At 64.2% G+C, this 17960-nt stretch carries 18 protein-coding genes and 1 tRNA gene; 9 read left to right on the top strand and 10 right to left on the bottom strand.

Annotated features, from left to right (window positions below; translation table 11 throughout):
* Nucleotides 1-2517 (bottom strand): DNA topoisomerase I, encoded by a 2517-nt coding sequence (locus VI340_RS10160; RefSeq protein WP_336358291.1) that lies wholly within the window; start codon nucleotides 2515-2517, stop codon nucleotides 1-3.
* Between the two features lie 258 nt (nucleotides 2518-2775).
* Here VI340_RS10160 and VI340_RS10155 point away from each other — a divergent pair, with 258 nt between their 5' ends.
* Nucleotides 2776-3321, top strand: coding sequence for a hypothetical protein (locus tag VI340_RS10155; protein ID WP_008312745.1), 546 nt, complete (start codon nucleotides 2776-2778; stop codon nucleotides 3319-3321).
* Between the two features lie 224 nt (nucleotides 3322-3545).
* Nucleotides 3546-3788: a hypothetical protein gene (locus VI340_RS10150; RefSeq protein ID WP_336358290.1), complete on the top strand. Its 243-nt coding sequence runs from the start codon at nucleotides 3546-3548 to the stop codon at nucleotides 3786-3788.
* A gap of 47 nt (nucleotides 3789-3835) precedes the next feature.
* Here VI340_RS10150 and gatB read toward each other — a convergent pair whose 3' ends face one another.
* On the bottom strand, nucleotides 3836-5353 hold the full coding sequence (gene gatB / locus VI340_RS10145; RefSeq protein ID WP_336358289.1) for an Asp-tRNA(Asn)/Glu-tRNA(Gln) amidotransferase subunit GatB: 1518 nt from the start codon (nucleotides 5351-5353) through the stop codon (nucleotides 3836-3838).
* 144 nt (nucleotides 5354-5497) lie between these two features.
* On the opposite strand from gatB, the gene VI340_RS10140 reads away from it, so the two are divergent.
* From VI340_RS10140 to VI340_RS10125, 4 genes are all read left to right on the top strand, one after another.
* Nucleotides 5498-5800 carry a DUF7518 family protein gene (locus VI340_RS10140; RefSeq protein ID WP_008312751.1) on the top strand — a complete coding sequence of 101 codons (303 nt, stop codon included), beginning with the start codon at nucleotides 5498-5500 and terminating at the stop codon, nucleotides 5798-5800.
* Between the two features lie 21 nt (nucleotides 5801-5821).
* Nucleotides 5822-9415: a chromosome segregation protein SMC gene (smc, locus tag VI340_RS10135; protein ID WP_336329122.1), complete on the top strand. Its 3594-nt coding sequence runs from the start codon at nucleotides 5822-5824 to the stop codon at nucleotides 9413-9415.
* Complete coding sequence (locus VI340_RS10130; protein ID WP_336358288.1) at nucleotides 9408-10373, top strand: ScpA family protein; 966 nt, start codon at nucleotides 9408-9410, stop codon at nucleotides 10371-10373. The genes smc and VI340_RS10130 overlap by 8 nt, the downstream gene beginning before the upstream one ends.
* A gap of 87 nt (nucleotides 10374-10460) precedes the next feature.
* On the top strand, nucleotides 10461-11564 hold the full coding sequence (locus VI340_RS10125) for a site-2 protease family protein (RefSeq protein WP_336358287.1): 1104 nt from the start codon (nucleotides 10461-10463) through the stop codon (nucleotides 11562-11564).
* 27 nt (nucleotides 11565-11591) lie between these two features.
* Here the strand turns inward: VI340_RS10125 and VI340_RS10120 are convergent, their stop codons facing one another.
* Nucleotides 11592-12242: a hypothetical protein gene (locus VI340_RS10120; RefSeq protein WP_336358286.1), complete on the bottom strand. Its 651-nt coding sequence runs from the start codon at nucleotides 12240-12242 to the stop codon at nucleotides 11592-11594.
* Between the two features lie 48 nt (nucleotides 12243-12290).
* Nucleotides 12291-12527: a DUF7576 family protein gene (locus VI340_RS10115; RefSeq protein WP_008312761.1), complete on the bottom strand. Its 237-nt coding sequence runs from the start codon at nucleotides 12525-12527 to the stop codon at nucleotides 12291-12293.
* A 94-nt stretch (nucleotides 12528-12621) separates the two neighbouring features.
* On the opposite strand from VI340_RS10115, the gene VI340_RS10110 reads away from it, so the two are divergent.
* The gene (locus tag VI340_RS10110) at nucleotides 12622-12873 is read left to right on the top strand and encodes a hypothetical protein (protein WP_008312763.1); all 252 of its coding nucleotides are present in this window, start codon (nucleotides 12622-12624) and stop codon (nucleotides 12871-12873) included.
* Between the two features lie 20 nt (nucleotides 12874-12893).
* Here VI340_RS10110 and VI340_RS10105 read toward each other — a convergent pair whose 3' ends face one another.
* From VI340_RS10105 to VI340_RS10090, 4 genes are all read right to left on the bottom strand, one after another.
* Nucleotides 12894-13592: an SDR family NAD(P)-dependent oxidoreductase gene (locus VI340_RS10105; protein WP_008312765.1), complete on the bottom strand. Its 699-nt coding sequence runs from the start codon at nucleotides 13590-13592 to the stop codon at nucleotides 12894-12896.
* Nucleotides 13593-13717: 125 nt separating this feature from the next.
* Entirely contained in the window at nucleotides 13718-13963 is a 246-nt protein-coding gene (locus VI340_RS10100) for a hypothetical protein (RefSeq protein WP_008312767.1), read from the bottom strand.
* Nucleotides 13964-14176: 213 nt separating this feature from the next.
* Nucleotides 14177-14608: a hypothetical protein gene (locus tag VI340_RS10095; RefSeq protein ID WP_193363419.1), complete on the bottom strand. Its 432-nt coding sequence runs from the start codon at nucleotides 14606-14608 to the stop codon at nucleotides 14177-14179.
* Nucleotides 14609-14620: 12 nt separating this feature from the next.
* Nucleotides 14621-15058, bottom strand: a complete 438-nt coding sequence (locus tag VI340_RS10090; protein WP_008312770.1) for a hypothetical protein — start codon at nucleotides 15056-15058, stop codon at nucleotides 14621-14623.
* 193 nt (nucleotides 15059-15251) lie between these two features.
* Between VI340_RS10090 and VI340_RS10085 the strand changes: the two genes are divergently transcribed.
* Complete coding sequence (locus tag VI340_RS10085) at nucleotides 15252-15842, top strand: HalX domain-containing protein (RefSeq protein ID WP_008312771.1); 591 nt, start codon at nucleotides 15252-15254, stop codon at nucleotides 15840-15842.
* A gap of 195 nt (nucleotides 15843-16037) precedes the next feature.
* On the opposite strand, the gene VI340_RS10080 is transcribed toward VI340_RS10085, so the two are convergent.
* A tRNA-Met gene (locus VI340_RS10080) sits at nucleotides 16038-16182 on the bottom strand.
* 145 nt (nucleotides 16183-16327) lie between these two features.
* On the opposite strand from VI340_RS10080, the gene VI340_RS10075 reads away from it, so the two are divergent.
* Nucleotides 16328-17338 (top strand): DUF7115 domain-containing protein, encoded by a 1011-nt coding sequence (locus VI340_RS10075; RefSeq protein ID WP_008312870.1) that lies wholly within the window; start codon nucleotides 16328-16330, stop codon nucleotides 17336-17338.
* Nucleotides 17339-17553: 215 nt separating this feature from the next.
* Here the strand turns inward: VI340_RS10075 and VI340_RS10070 are convergent, their stop codons facing one another.
* Entirely contained in the window at nucleotides 17554-17943 is a 390-nt protein-coding gene (locus VI340_RS10070) for a DUF5830 family protein (RefSeq protein ID WP_008312872.1), read from the bottom strand.
* Nucleotides 17944-17960 lie beyond the last annotated feature (17 nt).

Below are 17960 nucleotides of genomic sequence, written 5' to 3'. Positions count from 1 at the left end.
TTAGGCTTCCAGTTCGTCCTGCCACTCCCGGACCTGCGTGGCGCTGACACCCTGCACCTCGGTAGCGACGATGTCGGGGTCGGCCTCCCGGAGCGCCGCCAGCGAATCGACGCCGGCATCGCCGAGCTTCTCCGCGGTCGCCGAGCCGATGCCGCTCAGGTCTTCGAGGTCCTCGACGGCGGTGCGGGCCTGGTACTCCTCGTAGTTGCAGATGGGACAGCCCAGTTCCCAGGGGTCGTCGCTGTCGGCGTCGATGACCAGCTCCGGGAGGTCGTGCTCCTCGCAGAACGCCTCGGTCACCGAGATGTCGCCGTTGCGGGGCAGCGGCAGCGAGTAGTCACAATCGGGGTAGCGCGTACAGCCGACGAGCCGGGAGCCTGAGCGGAGGTGTTTGATGGCCAGCTCGCCCCCCTCTGCTTCGTCGCCGTCGCCTCGTTGTTCCTCCGGAGCAACGCCGCATTCCGGACACGGCCCGATGACCTCGTCCTCGCTCTCGTCGGCCTTCTCGGCCTCACAGCGGGGGCAGCCGTGGACGAAGGTGTCCCGGCCGGCGAGCATCTTGACGTGGTGCATGTCGTGTTCCTCGCAGTGGTCTTCGAGCACCTGCGGCTCACCCGTCGACGGCAGCGGCAGCGTGTTGCGACACTCGGGGAAGCCGTCACAGCCGACGAAGTACGACCCCTGGCGCGAGCGCCGGACCAGCATGTCCTCGCCGCATTTCGGACAGGGGCCGAGCGTCTTGTCGGCTTTCAGCGACTCCTGGAGGTGCTCGCCGATCTCCTCGCGGGAATCGCGCAGTTCGTCGAACACCCGCTTGAGCATCTCGCGGGACTCGTCGGCCACCGTATCGAGCGACTCCTCGCCGTTGGCGATGGCGGTCATGTCAGCCTCTAGCCGGGCGGTCATCTCGTCGCTGACGACGTGGTCGGCGAACTCCTCGGCGGCCTCGACGACGGCCATCGCCAGCGTCGTCGGGCGGGGCGGGTCGCCCTCGATGTAGCCGCGGTCGTACAGTTTCTCGATGGAGTTGTGTCGGGTCGACTTCGTCCCCAACCCTTTATCCTCCATGGTCTGAATGAGCCGCGACTGGCCGTAGCGACGCGGCGGCTGGGTCTGTTTGGCTTCCATCCGCACCTCGGAGATGGCCAGCTCTTCCCCTTCCTCAACGTCGGGGACGTGGTTCTCGCTGGCGCTGGAGTAGGGGTACACCTCGTGGTAGCCCGGTTCGACCAGGCGCTTGCCGTTGGCCTTCAGCGAGCGGCCGCCGGCGTCGGCGACGACGCGGAGGTGCTCCCACGTCGCGGCCTCGGCGACCGTCGCGAAGAACCGTCGGACGACCAGTTCGTAGATCTCCCACTCGTCGTCCGAGAGGTCGACCTTCGGCGGAATCTCGCCCGTCGGGTGGATGGGCGGGTGGTCGGTGGTCTCCTCGTCGCCCTCGGTGGCGGTGATGTCGTCTTGCTCCAGCAGCTTTTCGGCGTCCTCGCCGAAGTGGCCGGCACCGACGAACTCGTCGAGCAGGGCGTCCTCTTCGAGGTCGTCGGGATACACCGTGTTGTCCGTTCGCGGGTAGGTGATGTAGCCGGTGGTGTACAGTTCCTCGGCGATAGACATCGCCTGCTGGGCGGAGTAGCCCAGCGAACTGGCGGCGGAGATGAAGGCGGTGGTGTTGAACGGCGTCGGCGGGCTGTCGGTGCGGGTCCGGCGGCGGACGCTCGTCACCGTCGCCGCGTCGACGCCCGTCAGATCGGCGTAGGCGTCGTCGGTGTCGTCCTCAACCCAGACCCGCTCGGCCTCCTTCCCGTCGTCGTCGTAGAAGTACTGGGCCTCGAAGCCCGAGCCGTTCTTCTGGAGGTCGGCGAAGATCTCCCAGTAGTCCTCGGGGTCGAAGGCCTGGATCTCGCGCTCGCGGTCGACGATGAGCTTCAGCGTCGGCGACTGGACCCGACCAACGGAGATGAAGTCGTCGCCCAGTTGCCGGGCCGACAGCGAGAGGAAGCGGGTCAGCGCCGCGCCCCACACGAGGTCGATGATCTGGCGGGCCTCGCCGGCGGCCGCCAGGTCGAAGTCGATGTCGTCGGGGTTGGCGAAGGCGTCCCGGACCTCCCGCTCGGTGATCGAGGAGAAACGGACGCGGTCGACGGGCGCGTCGGTCTCCTCGCGGATGAGTTCGTAGGCCTCCTTGCCGATGAGTTCGCCCTCGCGGTCGTAGTCTGTCGCAATAGTGGCCTCGTCGGCCTCCCGGGCCAGTTGCTTCAGCGTCGTGACGATGTTCTCTTGGGTCGGCTCCTTCGTCACGTCGGCGTCGATGAGTTCCACCGGCTCCACGTCGCGCCAGTCGTTGTACTCCTCGGGGAAGTCGACGCCGACAACGTGGCCGGAGAGGCCGACGACGCGGGTGTTCCCCCACCGATAGACGTTGACGCCGTTTTGCCGGCTCGCGGACGCGCTCCCCTCGGAGAGGATCTCCGCGATGCGGCGGGCGGCGTTGTCCTTCTCGGTGATAATCAGCCGCATCAGACACCACCTGTCTCTGTCATTACCCGTCGCTACGGAGTCAATTGTTCTAAAGGCTTTCGGGAAAATCAGGCGACAGCGCGGGTGTGCGGGCGCTTGCGGGGCCGCTCGCGCTCGCGCGGAGGTAGCCCTTTACCACTCCGGCCCCGGCTCCACGCTATTCCCTTTACTACTCCGGCCCCGACTTCACGCTACTGGCGGCCACGGCGCTACTCACCACTTCGATGCACTCTTGACACTGCCACCCCGACTGCCGGTATGGATCGCCGGACGACCAAACTCCTCCGCGGAACCGCCGCCGCACTCGTCTTCTCGACGGCGGCGTTTCACCTCTGGTGGGGTCTCCCGCGAAGCATCATCTACGCGCAGGCGATCGAGGGACTGTTGGGACAGGGGCTCCCGCCGGACCCCCGCCCGTTCCTGTTTGTCGCCTTCGCCGCGGTGTTGCTCGCCGGCCCGTATCTCATCACCCGGGGCGTCATCGGCCTGCGGAACGCCTACATCGCCGGGACGCTCCTCATGATCACGTCCATCGCCGGCTGGGTGTTCTGGCACGCTACTGGACACGGTGCCTTCCTCGTCGAGGGGTTCTCTGCACCGTCGTCCGGTGGCGGCGGACACCACGGCGGGAGTACCGCGTTGCTGATACTAGACCATTTCAACACTGAACCGACCGAATCAGCTATCAAGACCCTCGAAGCCCTCGCCGCTGCGATATTCGTCACGCTGCTGTGGAAGGACCCCGCGATCATCCCGGGCGAGCGGCGCGAGAGCGTCGAGTCGAACGCGTCGAGCGAATCGTAGCACGCAGCTCAGCGTAGCGGCTATCGGGCCGGCCTCTCAAATCAAATTCACCTGTACGATTCAGGATCGATTCGGCAAGGAAACGGCGGTATCGTGACATTTATCATCAATAGTATGTCTCTTGTTACAGGATGGAAACCTCTATCCCGGATGTGATATGGGACCCAGGGATGGACCGGGTGTTCGAGGCGTTGTTTACCCGCCGTCGACGAATGATTCTGTTTATGGTAAAACAGAGTAGTCCACGGCCGATTGTCGACTTTCTCCCCAGAAGTGCCGGGGCCAGAAACACCGAAACCGAACTCCGCCACGACGACCTGCCGCGGCTGGCCAGTCTGGCATACATCGACTGGGACCGAGCGGCCGATGAAGTATCGCGGGGCCAGCGATTCGACGAAATCGAACCGATGCTCGACCTGCTCGAGAACCACGCTGATGAACTGCCGGCCGACTGGCCACAGCGGTGACTGTGACAACTCACCACTGTGCCGCGCAGGCCGAGTAGGACGCTGTCTTAGCTCTCCAACTCCTCGCGAAGCAGCCCGTTCACGTCGCCGGGGTCGGCGCTCCCGCCGGTCTTTTGCATGACCTGCCCGACGAGGAAGTTGATTGCGCCGTCCTCGCCGTTATGGTAGTCCTCGACGGCGTCGGGGTTTTCGTCGATGGCGTCCACGACAGCCTGCTGGACCTCGTCGCCGGAGGTCTTGCCAAGCCCTTCGCGGTCGACGACAGCGTCGGGGCCGTCGCCCGTGTCGAGCATCTCCCGAAGCACGGTCTCGTGCGCGTTTTTCGCCGTGATATCGTCCTTGGCGACGAGTTGGACGAGCCGGGTCACTTCGTCGAAGCGGTCGTCGATATCGGTGATGGCCATGTCGCGGTAGTTCAGTTCGCCGAGTAGATTGTCGGCGACCCAGGTCGCAGCGAGGTTGGCGTCGAAGCGCTCGGCCACGTCCTCGAAGAAGTCCGCCACCTGCTTCGTGCTCGTGAGCTTCGAGGCGGCTTCCTCGCTGAGGCCGTACTCCGCGACGAACCGCTCGCGGCGGGCGTCGGGGAGTTCCGGAATCGGGACCTCGTCCTTCCAGTGGCTCACGCGAAGCGGCGGCAGGTCGGCCTCCCGGAAGTAGCGGTAGTCTTTCTCCTCTTCCTTCGAGCGCATCGACACCGTGTTGCCGTGCGTTTCGTTGAAGTGGCGGGTCTCCTGCTCGACGGCGCGGCCCGACTGGATGAGCTTCCGCTGGCGGGAGGCCTCGAAGGAGAGCGCCTGCTCCGCGCCCTTGTGACTGGAGATGTTCTTGACCTCGGTGCGGTTGGCGTCTTCGAGGACGGATTCGTCGATGTCACCGTCGTCGTCCACCTCGCTGGCGTCGACCATGGAGAGGTTCGCGTCGATGCGGAGGCTGCCGTCCCGCGTCGCGTCGAACACGCCCAGGTACTCCAGTACTTCTTCGAGCTTTTCGAGGAACGACCGGACCTCGCCCGGCGCGCGGAAGTCCGGTTCCGTGACGATCTCCATCAGCGGCGTCCCGGCGCGGTTGTAGTCGATGAGCGTGTAGTCCGCGCGCTCGATGGAGCAGGTTCGGGACTCCAGCGGCCCGGTGCCCTCTCGGACGTGCTTGATTGAGCCGGGGTCCTCTTCGAGGTGCGCCCGGCGGATGTCGACGCTGCGGCGCTCGCTCTCGACGGAAAATTCGAGTTCGCCGTCCTGGCAGATGGGCGAGTCGTACTGCGTGATCTGGAAGTTCTTCGGGAGGTCGGGGTAGTAGTAGTTCTTCCGGTGGAAGGTGGTCTCCTCCGGGATGTCGGCGTCGATGGCCTTGCCGACCTTCACGGCGGCCTCGACCGCCCCCTCGTTGATGACCGGGAGCGCGCCGGGAAGGCCAAGACACACCGGGCAGGTGTGGGTGTTAGGTTCGGCATCGGCCACGTCGGTCGAACAGCCACAGAAGATCTTCGTCTCCGTCTCGAGCTGGACGTGGACCTCCAGCCCGATGACGGCCGCGAGCTCGCGGGCTTCGGACGCTTGCGCAGTCATTGTCCGGGATTCGGTGGCGCGTGGCTAAAGGCTAACGACCCTGTACAGTGTCGGGAGGGGACTCGATCCATCGGACCGGACGTATCACTCGGACTGCCAATGTCTGACGTAGGTATAAGTGTCCACAATGGCTGGGTTACGGATATGTGCGGCAACCGAGTCGAGGAACTCGAAACGCGCGTCAGAGAACTGGAAGCGTCGGTCGAAGGACTGACCGACGAACTCGTCGAATGCAAGGTCCGCATCCGTGAACTCGAAGCCAGCGTCGACGAAGACAACGGATTCAGCGCTGACGAGTCCGACTCGGAGGAATCGGCCGCTACCCCGACGGAGGCCGACACACCTAACACCGAGGATACCGACGAGGTTGATAACAGGGAGGAAGCCGAGGCCGCGTCGGAGACCGAGACCGAGGAGGACTCGGAGTCCGACATCATCGTCGCGTAGGGCTGTCGGCCATACCACCGCATGCATATCAAAGAGCTCGTCCTCGACAATTTCAAGAGCTTCGGACGCAAGACCCGAATCCCGTTCTACGAAGATTTCACTACTATTAGCGGCCCGAACGGCTCGGGCAAGTCCAACATCATCGACGCGATTCTGTTCGCGCTCGGACTTGCTCGCACCTCGGGTATCCGCGCCGAGAAGCTGACTGACCTCATCTACAACCCCGGTCACGCCGACGAAGACGCCGAGTACGACGGCGAGCGCCAGGCCAGCGTTGAGGTCATTCTGGCAAACGACGACCGGACGCTGTCACGTTCACAGGTCGTCAACGCCGCCGGCACCGAGGACGTGGGCGACGTGGACGAGATCGCCATCAAGCGCCGGGTCAAGGAGACCGAGGACAACTACTACTCCTATTACTACATCAACGGCCGCTCGGTCAACCTCTCGGACATTCAGGACCTCCTCGCGCAGGCGGGCGTGACGCCGGAGGGATACAACGTCGTCATGCAGGGCGACGTGACCGAGATCATTAACATGACCGCCGGCTCCCGTCGGGAGATCATCGACGAGATCGCCGGCGTCGCCCAGTTCGACGCGAAGAAGGCCGACGCGTTCGACGAACTGGAGGTCGTTCAGGAGCGCATCGACGAGGCCGAGCTCCGCATCGAGGAGAAACAGGAGCGCCTCGACCAGCTCGAAGACGAGCGGGAGACGGCGCTCAAATACCAGGACCTCCGCGACGAGAAAGAGGAGTACGAAGGCTATCGCAAAGCCGCCGAACTCGAAGACAAACGCGAGGAACTGGCGGCCGTCGAGGAAACTATCGACGAGCTGGAAGCGGAACTCCAAGAACTGCAGACCGAACTCGACGAGCGCAAGGGCGCGGTTATCCGGCTGGAAGACGAGCTCCACGAACTCAATCAGGAGATCGAGCGCAAGGGCGAGGACGAACAGCTCGCCATCAAGCGCGAGATAGAGGAGATCAAAGGCGACATCTCCCGTCTGGAGGACAAGATCGAGTCCGCCGAGGAGACCGTCGAGGCCGCCGAGAACGAGCGCCGGCAGGCGTTCGTCCAGATCGACCGCAAGCAGGAGACCATCGACGACCTCGAAAGCGACATCCGCGAGACGAAGGTCGCCAAATCCAACGTCAAAGCCGACATCGCCGAGAAGGAGTCCGAACTCGCGGAGGTCCAGCAGCGCATCGACGAGGTCGGCGAGGAGTTTCAAGAGGTCAAGGACGAACTGGAGGAGAAGCGCTCGCGGCTGGAGACGCTCAAAAGCGAAAAGAACGACCTCCAGCGCGAGCAGGACCGCCTGCTCGACGAGGCCCGCCGGCGCTCGAACGCCGAGGACGAGAAGCGTGAAGCCATCGAAGACGCGGAAGCCGAGATTCCCGACCTCGAAGCCGATATCGAGGACTTAGAGACGGAACTGGAGAAAGCAAAGCAGAACAAGGCCACCATCGGCGAGGTCGTCGACGACCTCCGGGCCGAGAAGCGGGAACTCCAGTCGGACCTCGACGAACTCGAAGACGAAATCAGCGCGAAACAGCAGGAGTACGCCCAGCTAGAGGCGAAAGCCGGTGAAGACGGCGACTCCTCGTACGGCCGCGCGGTGACGGCGATTCTCAACGCCGGCCAGGACGGCGTCCATGGGACCGTCGGCCAACTCGGCGGGGTCGACCCAGAGTATGCCACGGCCTGTGAGACGGCCGCCGGCGGGCGGCTCGCCCACGTCGTCGTCGACGACGACAGCGTCGGCCAGCGCTGTATCGAGTACCTCAAATCCCGCAGCGCCGGCCGGGCGACGTTCCTGCCGATCACGCAGATGCAGAACCGGTCGCTGGGGTCGCTGCCCAGCGCCGACGGCGTCATCGACTTCGCGTACAACCTCGTCGACTTCGACCGCGAGTACGCGGGCATCTTCTCGTACGTGCTCGGCGACACCGTCGTCGTCGACAGCATGGACACCGCTCGCGACCTGATGGGCGACTACCGGATGGTCACGCTCGACGGCGACCTCGTCGAGAAGTCCGGCGCGATGACCGGGGGCTCCTCCTCGGGCACGCGCTACTCCTTCTCGGGTGGCGCGGGCAAGCTTGAACGGGTCGCCACGCGCATCAACGAACTCGAAGACGAGCGCGCGGACGTTCGCGAGGACCTGCGGGACGTGGAGGAGCGCCTCGACGACGCCCGCGACCGCGAATCCGACGCGACCGAGCAGGTCCGGGACATCGAGACGAGCATCGAGCGCAAGCAGACTGCCCTCGAAGACACCCGCGACCGTATCGAACAGCTGGAAGCCGACCTCGAAGAGATCGCCGACGAGCGCGAGGACGTGGCCGACCAGATGGACGAACTGGAGGCCGACATCGAGGAAAAGACCGAGGAGATCGACGCGCTCCAGAGCGACATCGACGACCTCGAAGCCGAGGTCGAGGATTCGGAACTGCCGGACCTGACGGACCAGCGCGAGTCCATCAAGGACGACATCGACGCGCTGGAGGGCCGGCAGAGCGAACTCGACGCGGAACTCAACGAATACGAACTCGAAAAGCAGTACGCCGAGGATGCCATCGAGGACCTCCACGACGACATCGAGGCGGCCCAGAACCGCAAGACCGAACACGAGGAGCGCATCGAGGACCTCGAAGCGAAGGTCGCCGAGAAACAGGAGCTGAAAACAGAGAAGGAGCAGGCTGTCGCCGATTTGGAGGAGGAGCTGGCCGAACTCAAGGCCGAACGCGAGGAGCTGAAAGACGACCTGCAGGAGGCCAAAGAGGCCCGCGACGAGCAACAGGCCGCAGTCTCCGAAATCGAGCGGGACCTCGAATCCGAGCAGGAAACCCAGGAGCGCCTGGAGTGGGAAATCGACGAACTCGAAGCGCAGGTCGGCGACTACGACCCCGAGGACGTGCCTGACCACGACACGGTCGAGCAGGAGATCGACCGGCTGGAGACGGAGATGGAGAAGCTGGAGCCGGTCAACATGCGCGCCATCGAGGAGTACGACCGGGTGAACGACGACCTGCAGGAACTCGAAGACAAGAAGGCGACGCTGGTCGAGGAGGCCGACGGCATCCGCGAGCGCATCGACACCTACGAGGCGCGCAAGAAGGAGACGTTCATGGAGTCGTTCACGGAGATCAACGACCAGTTCCAGAACATCTTCGAGCGGCTCTCGAACGGCACCGGCCACCTCCACCTCGAAGACGAGGACGACCCCTTCGAGGGCGGGCTGACGATGAAGGCCCAGCCGGGCGACAAGCCGATTCAGCGCCTGAACGCGATGTCCGGCGGCGAGAAGTCGCTGACGGCGCTGGCGTTCATCTTCGCCATCCAGCGGCACAACCCCGCGCCGTTCTACGCGCTTGACGAGGTCGACGCCTTCCTCGACGCGGCCAACGCCGACCTCGTCGGCGAGCTGGTGGACGAACTCGCCGGCGACGCCCAGTTCGTCGTCGTTTCACACCGCTCGGCCATGCTCGAGCGGTCCGAGCGCGCTATCGGGGTGATGATGCAGGGCGACAACGTGAGCGCCGTGACTGGGATTGACCTCTCCGGTGAGGGCACAGATGACGGTGACGAGGAGGTACCAGCCGATGACTGATGAAGGGGTTGAAAGGCAAGCGGATGACATTCCACTCAACATTACCGGCCACGAGGACCGTGAGCCGCCCGGCGAATCAGGTGATGCGGCGGCGCTGCTGGGCGACTCCCCCGATTCAGATGATGCCTCTCCCGAGCAGGGCGGCCCCGAAAGCGACTCGGACGACGACAGCGAGGACGAGGACGTCGAACCGGTCGAGGTACTGGTCCAGCTCGCGGACGACGGCGAAATCGACCCGTGGGACATCGACGTGGTACGGGTCACTGACAAGTTCCTCCAGCGCATCGACGACGCGGACCTGCGCACGTCGGGCCGGGCGCTGTTCTACGCGAGCGTCCTCATCCGGATGAAAAGCGACGCGATGCTGGGCGAGGGCGACGACGAGGAGGAGCCGGCCGAGCCGTGGGAGCAGGCGATGCACGAGGACGCACCCATCGAGGACCCGGATCCCTTCGCCGCGCTGGAATCGGAGATGGACCGCCGGCTCGAACGCCGGCGTGCCCGTGGGATGCCACAGACGCTCGACGAACTCGTTCGGGACCTCCGCGACGCCGAGCGCGAATCGTGGTGGAAGGAGTCCCGCGAGTACGACACCAGCGACTCCCCGAGCGGGTACGACCGCGGGACGCAGGAACTGGACTACCGCGGGGCCGACGACATGCGGCTGGACGAGGAGCCGTCAGCGGCGGACGTGACCGGGACGGCCCACGCCGAGAACATCGACGACATCATCGCCGACGTGCACGACGCCGTCCGCGAGCAGTACGACCAGGGCCGCGAGGAGGTGCTGTACCGCGAGGTCGACACCGCCGGCGGGACCCGCGTCGAGACGTTCCTCGGCCTCCTCTTTCTTGCCCACCGCGGCCAGGTCCGCCTCCAGCAGGACGACCTTTTCGGCGACCTCTGGATTCAGGACCCCAGCGCTGCGACCGGGTCGGACGAGGCTGTCGCGGACTAACGCCCTCCGAGTCCTCTATGGGCGGTGTGTCCCTCTTCTAGTGCCGCGGCAAACAGGTTCAAACGGGTCGAACCCCAAACGCGAGTAATGGCGACCCAGTCCTCGCCGCCGGAGTTACCGGACCCGGAAGCGCTCGCAGACTCGTTCTACGTCTACGAGGTCGACAGGACCGCCGAGGACGGCGTCCGGTATTACGGCGAGCCGATGACCGAGTCCGAACAGGTCATCCACCGCATCGCACCGGCGTTCCGTCAGCGCGGGTATCGCGTCGCGCTCAAGCGGGAGATGGGCGAGTGGGTCCTGATCGCACGGGAGCGGTCGCTCGGCGTCGACGGCATCCCGTGGCTGAACGTCGGGCTCGCCGTCCTGACGCTGTTGTCGACGCTGTACGCCGGGACCCGCTGGTACGGGCTGTCTGTGCTCGACGAGCCGACAGCCATGCTCGAGGCGTGGCCCTTCGCCGCCGCTGCACTGGGAATCCTTGCGATTCACGAGTTCGGCCACTACGTCATGAGCCGCTACCACGAGGTCGAGGCGAGCCTGCCGTACTTCCTGCCGTTCCCGAACGTGCTCGGGACGCTGGGCGCGGTCATCAGCATGAACGACCACATCCCCGACCGGAAGGCGCTGTTCGACATCGGCGTCGCCGGTCCGCTGGCGGGCCTCGCCGCGACAGTCGTCGTGACCGCCATCGGCGTGACGCTCCCGCCGGTGGAGGTAACCCGCGGCATCGTCACGAACATCGAACTCGGCTACCCGCTGCTGTTGCAGGGCATCGCGGCGGTGATGGGTGAACAACTGGAGTACGCGAACCCGCAGCTCCTCCCGAACCCGGTCGTCATCGGCGGCTGGGTGGGGGCGTTCGTGACCTTCCTGAACCTTCTGCCGGTCGGTCAACTCGACGGCGCACACGTCGCCCGCTCGCTGTTCGGCGACCGCCTGTCGCTGGTCCAGCTAGCCGTCCCCGTTGCCCTGTTCGGGCTCGCGGGCTACCTCGTCGCCTTTGAGGGGGGTCGCGCAGCCGGACTGTGGGCGTTCTGGGGGCTCCTGGCGCTGGTGTTCGGTCGGCTCGGGTCGGCGACGCCGCTGGACGAGACGCCGCTGGGGCCGGGCCGCTGGGCTATCGGCCTGGTCACGTTCGTTCTGGGCATGCTCTGTTTCGTTCCAGTACCGCTCGTCATCACGATGTAGGCTCCTGTGGACCGCCCCACCGACCCCTTACAGCCCGTACGGGTCGTACTCGGGTCTGTTGTCCGTGTCGGCAGAGAGATCATATCGGTCCCGGAACTCAGCGAGTAGGTCATCAGCGGCGGCGGTGAACAACACGGCGACGCCGTAGGGGCGTGAGTACGAGTCGGAATCGGGCGAATCGGGGTCGATGAAGATAGCGTCTGTCGGCGGTTCGCCGATACCGGGGAGGTCGGTCAGCAGTGATTCCATCGGCACGAGGCCGGTGAGCACGCTCGGGACGAACGTGCCGCCGGGCAGCGGCGCGCGCGGCTGCACGAAACACTCCGCGACCGGCTCGCCGTCCTCTTCGAGCACGGCGCTTGCCGGGCGTTCGAGGCCCGGTTCCCAGAGGTCGGCCGCCACTGCTGGGACTTCAGCATCCACAGCAAAGTCCATCGCGACGCGGTCGAGCCGCTCGAAGGAAAGTAGCGACCAGGCCTCGTCCGAATCGTCGGGATCACCGCCGAGCGTCGCCTCGACGCGGTCGCCCGTCCGGAGGTCGTCGACTGCTGGCTGGCGTTCGCCGTAGCCGGACTGATACACCGTGTAGAGCCGCGTCGCGTCGGTGTCAAATAAATTGATGTGCGGGACCGCTTCGACGACGCGGTAGACCCTGAATACGCCCGTACGCTCGTCCATATCTGCCCGACGGGTTCCACCGTCAAGACTCCGCGGACTCACTGACGCTCAGGCAGCTGTCATGAGTTTGAGCCAGTCGGTCAGGCAGTCGTCGCTACAGTGGTGGTGGCGCTGTCGTCCGCAGGCTGTATCCAGGACTCCGACGACGAGATGCCAGTCGTCAGCGTAGACATGGCCGCCACAGACCACGCAATCGCGCACCGTCTCGTCGTCCGTCCGTTTTCCGACGGATACCGTCTCGACGTAGTAGGTCCCCCCGAGGGCGTACGGCGTGTCCAACTCCATCGTCACAGTCTGAGGACTACACACCCCTAAATGACGGGGACAAACTGACTGCTCCGACGCAACACGGAGGTAGCCTCGGCTCTAAGCCACAGGTATGAGTCAATCCACGGACCTCCCGGACCCGGACCCGGAACAGCTCCGCCTGGCCGTCGAACGGCTGCTCGACGAGACGGTTGATCGCGACGAGGCGCTCCACGTCACGGCCGATGATCTGTCGGTCTCTATTCCGATGCGATTCGGCTCGGACTCCCCGCAGGCGACGTGGCGGTTCGACGGCGACATGACGATCTCAGTCGACGGTATTCGGGGGCCGCTCAGAGAGTGGGTCGACCTCCTCGAAGAGTAGCCGGAACGGAGGTGAGACGCTCAGAACGCTTCGACGTGGGGGCGGAGGTCGAGTTCCAGCGTCCACGCCGAGCGGTCCTGTTCGACGAGATGCCAGTACGACTGAGCGATTTCGTCCGGGTCAAGATACGACTGTGTGTCGCGGTCAGCTGCGTCGGCGGCGCTCGGCGGGAGAATCTGACCGTCGATGACGACGTGGGCGACGTGGATGCCTTCGGGACCGAGTTCCCGGGCCATCGATTCGGCCAGCCCGCGGACGGCGAACTTGGCGGCGCTGAACCCGACTGCGCCGTCGCGGCCCCGGACGGCGGATGTCGCACCGGTGAAGATGATCGTCCCGCCGTCACCCGTCAGCATGTCGTCGACGGCCTCCTGCGAACAGGCCAGCCCGCCCGCCGGGCCGACGGCGAGCGCGTGCTGGAACTCGTCGTGTGTGATCTCCTGTATGCCTTTCCACGCGCCGCCGCTGGCGTGGTTCACGAGCACGTCGACAGGGCCGAACTCGTCCCGGACCTGCTCGAAGCCTGCCGCAACCTGGTCCGGGCTGGTAATATCAGTCTGTACTGCGAGCGCGTTGTCACCGAGGTCTGCCGACAGTGACTCCAGATACGACGCCGACCGGGCGAACAGGCCGACCTGACAGCCTTCGTCGATGAATGTTCTGGCCAGTGACTCCCCGAGGCCCGGACCGACGCCTGCAATGACTGCTGTCCGTGACATATGCACACGAACGACTACCGGGTGGATGAAAGTATGGTCACAGCGGCACTGCGGGGAGGAGGGCCGCACTATCTACGGTAATGCCTGGTATCATAGGGTTCCGTGTCGAATCACAGGGTTCCGTGTCAGTCGTCTCCACCGTGTGCGTGGCCGATACGCAGCGTCACGGCGTTGAAGACGACGAGCGCGACGAACGCGATCCGCGTCGCCCCGGAGTTCAGGCCGGTAATCAGTAGCGGGAGATATAAAAACGGGAGCGCAATCGCCGTCCAGAACGCGATACCTCGAACGGCGGAGACGAGTGACTCGTCGAACTCCGGTACGGACTCATCAAACTGGGCGAGTAATTCGTATGCGGACGAACTTGACATATGGGGGACCTATCCACGGCTTCTACTGGAGATAGCTTATAACCTCTAGAGGTTTCCGCCCGTTTCGCTTCGTTTCACGCACAGCGGCCCCTAGCCGTTCATTTTATTACCGTCTGAAAGACGCTTAGACGTTTTATTGGCGGTGTAGCTGTGGTATGACCTACTGTAACACTCCCAGTCCCGGTAACGCCTCCGGTGGACGTGTACGACCGATTACGGTCCGAGTAGTGACACAGTTACGTCGTGCGCTGTGTCGCTTAGTGTCGTGCTATCGACGACGTGGTCCGGAAGCGACTCCCGCCACTCGGCGAGTCGCTGCTCGTGGTAGGTCCGATGGCGCTCCACCGAGTACGTCTCATCGTCGTGAGCCCGGAGTTCGTCGGCGGTGTCATCGGGCGTCGGATACGACGGTGCATCCGTAGTCAGCAGTGAGTCGGGCTCTATGTGAACCGTGTCGTCATCGTCGTCAGGCTGGACGACGTGGAGACGCGCCCGCATTCGACCGCTGAACGGTGGTGTGACGCGCAACACGGTCTCTGATTCGTCTGCAGTCGCTTCAATAGCTGCGACGAGGTCGGTGGCGCTTATCGCGATTGATTTGATGTCTGTCGGGTCAGTGTCCATGGCTGAGTCTGTGGGTCCCATTGGTTCAGGCAGTTACATCCGGTTGCTATAGTCCCAGGTGTGGAGACGGTCGGGCGTGATCGTGATCTGGATCTCGCGGCGGTCGGGTGCGAGCAGTCGTTCGGCCAGTGGTGAGTCGGTCCCGCCGAGGTAGCGGTGCAGCAGGTCGGTGAGCACCGTCTTGTCCTCGTCTGTTGTCATCGTCGCTGTGCCATTGCCTCTGACGCCGCGGTACGGCGGCTCGTTCGTCGAGACCTCGAATGACACGTCGTCGTCATAGTCGAGGTAGTCGACAACCGCTGCGTCTGCCCCGGTCGCACACTCGAAGACACCGTCAACGAATCGGTACCAGAGCGAGAGCATCCAGGGCCTGTCTGCTGGAGTTCGGCACCCGAGACGGAGTGGAACCGTTTCGGCGCTGAGAAACTGTTCCATCTCCCCGCTCGTCCACGGTCCGGAGACGGTCACCATACACACAGGGTACGGTCGCCGCTATGTTAACATCTCTGGGATAAGTCACTGCCTTGTGACAGCACGCCTCCATGAAAAAGTCAACAGACCAACTGCAGTGTTCTCAGAATCGATAATATGCTGGGTACCTTTATCTTGCTGTTCGGGAAAGTCACCGTGAGAGCAGTACGTGAGTCGACAGGAGGGATAACAAGTGCAAAAGCGTGGTGAGACGGAGGAGGCAACGGTGCTCGTCGTCGACGATGAACAAGATATCGCGGATCTGTATTCGACGTGGCTGCTGACCGCACACGACGTTCGGACCGCACACAGCGGTACGGAAGCGCTCCAGTTAGTCGACGCGTCCGTCGACGTTGTCTTTCTGGACCGGCAGATGCCCGATATGAGCGGTGACGAAGTCCTCGATACCATCGCGGAACGGGGTATCGACCCGGCGGTAGTGATGGTAACGGCCGTCGACCCGGACTTCGACATCGTCGAGATGCCCTTCGACGAGTACCTGACTAAGCCGGTCAGCCGCGAGGACCTCCTCGACACCGTCTCGGAGATGCTCGTCCGGACCACGTACGACGATCAGGTGCAGGAGTACTTCGCCGTGGCCTCGAAGAAGGCGACGCTGGAAACGCAGAAGAACACCGCGCAACTGGAAGCCAGCGACGAGTACCGGACTGTCAGCGAGCGACTCGAAGAACTCCGCGAGACAGCCGATTCCACGGCCGCAGAGATCGACGACTTCGAGGCCGTGTTTCAGGAGTTCCCCGGCGGCGGCCTCTCGTCTGGCTGACCGCTGGCGGTTCTTTTCCCACGAAACTACCATCTACGTCTCCAAACAGTCGTGACAAGCACGACAGCGTTCGGGAGCGACTCGGCGAGGATACCGTCTGATCGCTCGGAACAGCCCTGCTCGGGCTAGTCGCGTACCGTTTGTTCGGCACGGGCCAGTGATGCTGCTGGCTGCTGTCCGATGTGATCTGGAAAATGCCCGGGGAGGGCTCCGAACCCTCGATCTCCGCATGGCCCAGGTCTGGGGCGTGACGAGCGCCCCGGGGTCATGACGGGTGCACTGCCGCATGAGTCGAAAGACCCTATGAGTGCGGCGCTATGTCCAGCTAAGCCACCCGGGCGCGGGTGCATTCAGCCGTTGGCCGTTAGCCGTCTTGAAGGTTCTCATCTCTGCCGGGACTGTGGCACAGTCCCACGCTGTGTCCACCTGATCGGTGCTGATAATCGACCCGCGGATTTAAGCCACCACGCAGGTATGCAGGCAGTATGGAGATACCAGACCTCGTCCAGCAGGAACTCGGGGACGAGGAGATCCGGGGCGGTGTCAACCTCGGCGACGAAGACGCGGCCTGTTTCACACCGACCCGGACGCTCGTCTACCGCGGTGAAGGCCTTCTCAGCGACGAGAAGGTCGCCAGCTATCCGCACGATTTCGAACGGCTCACCGTTTCGGAAGGCCGACGCAAGACCAAGTTCTCGCTCATCTACACTAGTGAGAAACTCGAACTGTCCGTGCCCGGCAGCCGCGGCGACGCCGTCCTCGAACGGCTGCTCGAAGGGAAGCTCACCGTCTCCGGCGGTATCGCACCCGACGAGAGTCTCGCTGGCGTGTTCCGGTTCAGCGAACTAACGCTGGTCGTTACCGACCGCCAGCTACTCAAGCACATCGGCAACGTCACCTGGGACGCCGACTACGAGGCGTTCTCCTTCGACGACGTGACCGGTCTGGAGTTCGAGGAGGGTAGCGTCGCCACGGCTGTCGTGCTCTCGTTCAACGAGCGGCCAGAGCGCATCAAGGCCCCGTCCGAGCAGGCACCGATGGTCCGGAAAACACTCGAAGAGTCCCTCTTTGCGTACCACGAGGTCGGTTCGCTCGCTGAGCTCAACGCCAAGGTCGGAGCGGACCCCGAAGAGAGCGCCACAGATGCGGGCAACGGGCTCGGCCTCGAATCCGGTATCGACCCGCTTGTGAGCAATGATGAGGAGAGCGGTGACGGTTCTGAGGCTGAAACCGCGAGCGCCAGCACGCAGGCCGCGACCGCATCGACCACTGAGCAGGGAACTGCCGCCGAAGCCACGACGGAAACCCAACCCAGTGACGTAACCAGCGTAGACACCGACTCGGTCGAGCCGGACACCTCGGCAGACCCCGATGTCGCTGACCTCGAAGCACAGGTCGCCGAACTGACCGCCGCTGTCGAGGCCCAGAACGAACAGCTCCAGAAGCAGGAGCGCACCATCAAACAGCTCATCAAGGAACTCCGCCAGGGCCGCTGAGGCATCTGTTTTTGACTGCACTCGTGTGTTTGGGGACGTTTATCTAACGTGGTGACCGCGGCCACGACCTCGCTGCCACCAGGGTCGCTCCGCTATTGCGCTGCTCACGGCTCCTCCCGTCGCCGTTCGCATCAACGAGGGCCGCTCACTCCGTTCGCGCCCCTCGCTACTCGCGGCTCACTTCGTTCGCCGCTCGTAATTCCGAGGGCCGCTCGCTACTCCCGCCCTAACACTTTCCGAATACACGTCGACCCGAACGGTCCCAGTTCGCCGCCGTCGAACTGGACGAAGTGGCCAGTACTGATAGCTGCGCCACAGCGCTGACACGAGAACTCCCCCTCGCGAACGACGACGTCGCTGTCGAAGTTCACGTACGACCCCTGTGACCGCGGGCGAACGACACCGTTCTCGCGCTCGATGAGGCCACGCATCACTGCAGTATCGAGTATCTCGCGCTGGACCTGTGGGTTGGTCGTCACTGTCTCGATACGGTCGAGCGCGTCGGCGACGGACAGCTCCCCGTGTTCCAGATGGGCGAGCAGTTCGACGCCGAGTTCGACCGGATCACGCCTCTCGGACACAATCGCCGATTCAACCCCGAACAACCTAAAAGATACCACAA

This window comes from Haloarcula sp. CGMCC 1.6347, from assembly GCF_037078395.1.
Taxonomy (GTDB): Archaea; Halobacteriota; Halobacteria; order Halobacteriales; family Haloarculaceae; genus Haloarcula; species Haloarcula amylolytica.
Note: the sequence above shows the minus strand (reverse complement) of the source record. Positions and strands in the feature narration are given on the sequence as shown.